The 4,824-nt window shown below is 54.6% G+C and carries 8 protein-coding genes; all 8 read right to left on the bottom strand.

The annotated features are described in order from the left end of the window. A partial coding sequence (locus M0974_RS00740) for a DUF2523 family protein (RefSeq protein WP_297831343.1) occupies positions 1-219 on the bottom strand: 219 nt, incomplete at its 3' end. An 8-nt stretch (positions 220-227) separates the two neighbouring features. Further along, positions 228-1,535 (bottom strand): hypothetical protein, encoded by a 1,308-nt coding sequence (locus tag M0974_RS00735; protein ID WP_297831341.1) that lies wholly within the window; start codon positions 1,533-1,535, stop codon positions 228-230. A 152-nt stretch (positions 1,536-1,687) separates the two neighbouring features. Continuing rightward, positions 1,688-1,900 (bottom strand): hypothetical protein, encoded by a 213-nt coding sequence (locus M0974_RS00730; RefSeq protein ID WP_297831338.1) that lies wholly within the window; start codon positions 1,898-1,900, stop codon positions 1,688-1,690. 506 nt (positions 1,901-2,406) lie between these two features. Beyond that, positions 2,407-2,619, bottom strand: coding sequence for a hypothetical protein (locus M0974_RS00725; protein ID WP_297831335.1), 213 nt, complete (start codon positions 2,617-2,619; stop codon positions 2,407-2,409). Then, positions 2,606-2,941, bottom strand: coding sequence for a hypothetical protein (locus M0974_RS00720; protein WP_297831332.1), 336 nt, complete (start codon positions 2,939-2,941; stop codon positions 2,606-2,608). Before M0974_RS00720 ends, M0974_RS00725 begins: the two co-directional genes overlap by 14 nt. Before the next feature lie 24 nt (positions 2,942-2,965). Beyond that, positions 2,966-4,393, bottom strand: coding sequence for a replication initiation factor domain-containing protein (locus M0974_RS00715; RefSeq protein WP_297831329.1), 1,428 nt, complete (start codon positions 4,391-4,393; stop codon positions 2,966-2,968). Continuing rightward, positions 4,390-4,593, bottom strand: coding sequence for a hypothetical protein (locus tag M0974_RS00710; protein ID WP_297831327.1), 204 nt, complete (start codon positions 4,591-4,593; stop codon positions 4,390-4,392). The genes M0974_RS00715 and M0974_RS00710 overlap by 4 nt, the downstream gene beginning before the upstream one ends. Further along, on the bottom strand, positions 4,590-4,824 hold a 235-nt coding region (locus M0974_RS00705), incomplete at its 5' end, for a hypothetical protein (protein WP_297831324.1). The genes M0974_RS00710 and M0974_RS00705, both read right to left, overlap by 4 nt.

Below are 4,824 nucleotides of genomic sequence, written 5' to 3'. Positions count from 1 at the left end.
GGCCGACACGTTGAATAGATCGAGGAAATACCAAACGCCTGAAGGAATACCGCCCAACGCATTAGATAGCGACGAGCTATCCGGAAGCATCGAAGACAGCAGGCCGATAAATTCCGTGGTGATGAAGAACAGCGCAAAATATACGATGAACTTGATTAGTACTGAGCGAAAAATAAAACCCAAAACGACGTTCAACGCCGAGAGAACGATACCGAACATGTAGGCTCCTATGCCGCAAGAACGATGAACAAAGCAACTACCAACCAGACAAACGCCATCACGGCATATAGCGTGGGCCTGACTGCCTCTAATAGCGTGCATTGGCCATCCATGAGAATGTATTTGCCGAAAATTGTCATCGAGGGCGTTGGGCAAACCGAGTTATGTGACGGCACCACAAAATTTCGCAACGTGGGGAACAGGCTAAATATCGGGCTCAAAATCATAGAAGCTGTTGGTGTGGACTCAAGGGACGGCGCGCCTATACCCGGATCACTCCCCAAATTAACGAGCGGGGAACTAGCGGCAGGGTTCACGCCAGGATTCGCTGCGGCCGCGGCAGCAGCACTGCCGGGAACAGGTGTCACTGCATTCGCAGCAGGAATAGACGCAGCTAAATCGCCGACCGTAGCGGGTGCTAATCCTGGATTGGCCGCTATAGTTGCTGCGACGTCATTCGCCGTTACCGGATCAGTTGAGATATATGGCAAGCCTGCATATCCAGGGTCACTGGCTGCACGCCGCCAAAGAGCATCCGCCAGGGAAGCGACATCGGCATTAGCTAATGGGGTCGCCAATTGCGAGGCCGTGAGCTCTGCAAGCGCTGTGGCAATCGGAACAGTCTGCGGAGGCGAACCGGCAGGGGGCGGGACGGCACCGCACGTACCGTTGTTAACGGAGAACGCCTGACCACCCGGACAAGAGTGCGGGGCTCCCGAGGCAGTGTACGTAGCGCCGATATTCGACACGTTGGCACCCGCCGCATTGACAAGCCAGTAAGTGATACTGGTGGAAGTGCTCTGCTCTACAGCCCCGAGCGATTGTAGACCGTAAGCCGCATACAAGATGTTCTGAGCAGCGACAGCTCCCTGGCATGCGGACATAGGGTCGCCAGCTAAATACTGTCCGACGCCAACACCAGAGCAATACCAGTACGATCCACCTGCGGTCATCGCTGAACCCGCCGTATAACCCGCAGACGTAATAGTGACTGTGCCGTCACTGTTGAACAACCAGTTGCTCAGCGCGGAAAATGCATATCCCACGGCGCCGGCAACGGCCGCAGAAGCCAGTACCGTCCCCCAGGCCGGCGCAGTGCCAACAGCAACTACTCCGATACCGATTTCGGTCGCCGCAGTTCCGAGCGCGGCGAGCGCAGCACCGAAGCGTGGGTCGTTAGCAGCAAAGCCGCGAATGCCCGCTTTATAGGCGACAATAGCGGCAATCTCGTTACCAAGGGCAGCGCCCGGGGCAGCTGCAAAGCTGTTGAACGAGAACGATAGACAGAGAAAAAAACACAAGATGCGTCGTCCCATCGGTCACCCCTTCAAGCCTTCTATTACCGCCCAGGCCGAAACGAGGCCCCAGATAAAAATACCGAAATACCAAAGCTGATTGATGGTCATAGATTCGCCCGAGATATCAAAAAAGGGGTGCCGAGGCACCCCGAAACTGATGCGACGCCGAATTACTTTTTCAGCATCGACAGGCCGATACCTGCGCCCTTAACCGCGACATACACGACGGCAAGCATGCCAGCGATCGCCAGAATTGCGGTCGTGACGGTGCCGAAGTCAACAGCGGCGGTCAAACCAGTCATGTCGGGGCCAGCCGCCAAAGCCGAACCCGACGCAGCGATTGCACCAACCAGAGCAAAACCACGTTGAACACATTTATTCATTTAAAACTCCAAAAACAATATTCCGGGAACCTGCCCGGCCAGTACTACAAATTCCGAATAGCATTTAAAATTGTTCCGGCCGATTTACTTACTAAGTAAATGCCCACTACGAACGTGAATACAAAACCCCAAACGCCAGCGGCAACCGAGTAATCGAACGGTGCGTTCTGTGCGTCAATGCTGGCCGCCTGCGAAGGATCAATGACGTAACCCTGTATCGTTGAAATCGCCATACCTGCTGGGCAGGGGGCCTGCGCAACGGTCGAAGGAACGCACACGACAACTGTTTGTACCGAACCGGTCGCCATAAAATGCTATTGCTCCTCACTAAGCGTTTGTTGCAGATGAGCCGAAACAGAAATGTCTTTGACCGCTGGTCCCTTCTTGTTCAGAAGATTCGCTATCATTATTTTTGCCATCGCAACCCTTAACACGCCGTCTGGCGAATGTTTTTAAAGATGACCTTCACGATTGCGCACCGCTAAAGCGCACAACCAATGCTGGGACTACCCGCTGAGCCCAGCGCACACAACCTGAGTGACAAAAAATCCTTCATGGCAGTTCAAAGCCGCTGTGTCGGTGGCCTCGGCAATGCCCTCGAAACGTCCGGCCTCATGCGCCCAAGGCGTGAACCCAACATCACCTTCCACCGGCATCAGAAACAATGCCGACTCTTTGTCTTGAACGATGAATTTGAACTCGGCCTTATGCGCCTGCATGTTTGCCACCCGAGGCAGCTGGCTTCGCAGCTTCCACAGGCCGCAGCGAGTGGATGACGGTTTTTTGCGTCTTACCGTTCGTCACGATTTCCATCTCGGCAACCGCCATAAATGGGAACGAGTCGGCCAAGTGTTTGTATTTCTGGTATTCCTCGGCTTTGCCCAAGCCATACTCGGCGCAGGCCGTACCCATAGCGGTGTCCTTGCTGCTGTCCAGTTCGGTCTCGACAAATACCTTCGTGCTGTCGAATGCCTGACCGTTGTCCATGGTCCCTTTGGAGAACTTCATGCCGGTAACTTTGATCGTCGAAGCGAATTTCATTTTGTGGTTCCTGATTTGAATGGCCTACGCAAAACCGTTTTCCCCATTGAGGCCGAAACATGGGACGGTGGTAATAAACTGCATGAAAGAGGGAATAGGCACAGGAGCTTGCTTGTGCACAGGCGTAGGGCCGGACGTGGCATCGCTCGTGAGCGGCTTCATACGCTTTGGCCAGTAGTCGTCTGTCTCATTGCAAATCAGATCAAGGGCTTTCTTGTCGCCCCACAGCTCGCGGAAAACACGGATGTATTTGCCGAACTGATGCTTGGTCACTTCAATGCAGGCATCGACCGTGATCTGCGCCGTCTTGACTTTCACTTCCATGCGTTGTGGTGTTTCGACCTGAACGAAATTTGAAAAGCATGGATAGGCGGCGGCGAAAAAATCTGTTGGGTTCAGAAGCACGTCGAACTGAATGATCGTGTTTGTGTTCTTGAATTCGACTTCGCAACGGCACCAGGGACTGGACTTGTCTCCTTCCTTACGCCCCTTCTCGTAAAAGCGGCAGAACTTGCTAGAGGAGCGCAGACCGATGGTCAAAGTCCTTCCTTTGCCAGTAGGTCTGGTCCAATTGCCGATGCGTTCGATATTTGGCGGGCGACCGCCAGCCTTTTGCGTATAGCCGCCAAGCACGTATTGATCGTAGGCCCAGTCCACGGATAGGTAAGCACCTTCGATGTCGTCATGGGCCAGATCGATACGAGAGATCGAGGGGCGCATCGCCACTTTGGTCAAGAAGTGGAACAGCCGTTTTTCCCAGCCCGCAACAGCGTTCTGACATCCTTGGCCGGACAAGGTGACGAGCATGGTTGCGCGTTGCCCTCCGAAGCACACGAACCCCATACCATCGCCAAGTACCCACGACTCGCGGTAGAAGTTCATGCCCCGATCACGCTTTTCGGTAATGCCGAAGCCGAAGATTTTTTCGAACTGGCGACTTGCTTCTTCAATGATCTGATCATCGGCGACCAATGTCTGACGAGCGGTCTTGAAGAACGTGTCTTCCAACACAGTGAAATTGATCCAGTCGATGATGCACGCCTGAGTGTCAGACGGCCTACGGACCATCACCGTCTTGATCTTGCCGGAGTCGGTCATCATCAAAGACACTTCGCCCAGGTCCTCTTCGGATATGCTCGCCCAGGTGCCCACATCATCAGCAACGTCGGCGCTCGCTAAGTTTTCCCCCATGTTATTAATGGGGGTATCTGATGCGCTGCATACCTGCGCGAAATGCGGCACTAACCCGACAGGCTCGGTCGCAGCGCCGATCCGTTCCGGCAGCGCTAACGCGCTGGCGGTACGGTCGGCGTATGCGTCCTGATGCTTGCCGCTGCCATAGATTTGCGACTTAACGAAACGTGCGCGCGTGGTACCACCAGAAGCACTTGCATATGCGGTCTCGGCATCTTTTCGAATTTTCTTCAGGAGCGAATGGCGAACGGGCCTCATGCGCGCTCTCCCGTCAGGCTGGATACATCCTGCTGTGCTGTAATGCGACCTGGCTGCGTTGAACTACGTTGAGCTTGGCCAACCAACTCAAGCTCTTCACGGAAGCCGGGCAAGTTGTCGGCCATCCACTGAAGCCGCTCACCAAGCGATTTGGGACGCGATTCGGATTTATATGATTTGTCACGGAATTCTTGGGTCACAGCGCAAACTCCTTGCGGCCGAGTTCACGCTGGAGCGCAACAACATTAATAAGACGGCGACGACCGAGCGTGACGGTTGGCAGCATCCCCCGGTTAAGGTGGCCAAGTACGACGCCAGGCGGCAGCCCGACAGACTCAGCAAATTTCTCCAAAGTCATCAGGCCTACGGGCGCAGAGAACTGGGCCGGCACTGCGACCTGACTGACGACTTCAATTTCTTGTGACTTGTTC

This window comes from Pseudomonas sp. (assembly GCF_026224925.1).
Taxonomy (GTDB): domain Bacteria; phylum Pseudomonadota; class Gammaproteobacteria; order Pseudomonadales; family Pseudomonadaceae; genus Aquipseudomonas.
The sequence above is the reverse complement of the archived record's forward strand: the minus strand, read 5'-3'. Positions and strand labels throughout refer to the sequence as shown.

Excerpts from the sequence above, each read along its gene's own strand:
- M0974_RS00735 (WP_297831341.1), bottom strand. The coding sequence starts at position 1,535 with ATGGGACGACGCATCTTGTGTTTTTTTCTCTGTCTATCGTTCTCGTTC.
- M0974_RS00730 (WP_297831338.1), bottom strand. The coding sequence starts at position 1,900 with ATGAATAAATGTGTTCAACGTGGTTTTGCTCTGGTTGGTGCAATCGCT.
- M0974_RS00725 (WP_297831335.1), bottom strand. The coding sequence starts at position 2,619 with ATGCAGGCGCATAAGGCCGAGTTCAAATTCATCGTTCAAGACAAAGAG.
- M0974_RS00720 (WP_297831332.1), bottom strand. The coding sequence starts at position 2,941 with ATGAAATTCGCTTCGACGATCAAAGTTACCGGCATGAAGTTCTCCAAA.
- M0974_RS00715 (WP_297831329.1), bottom strand. The coding sequence starts at position 4,393 with ATGAGGCCCGTTCGCCATTCGCTCCTGAAGAAAATTCGAAAAGATGCC.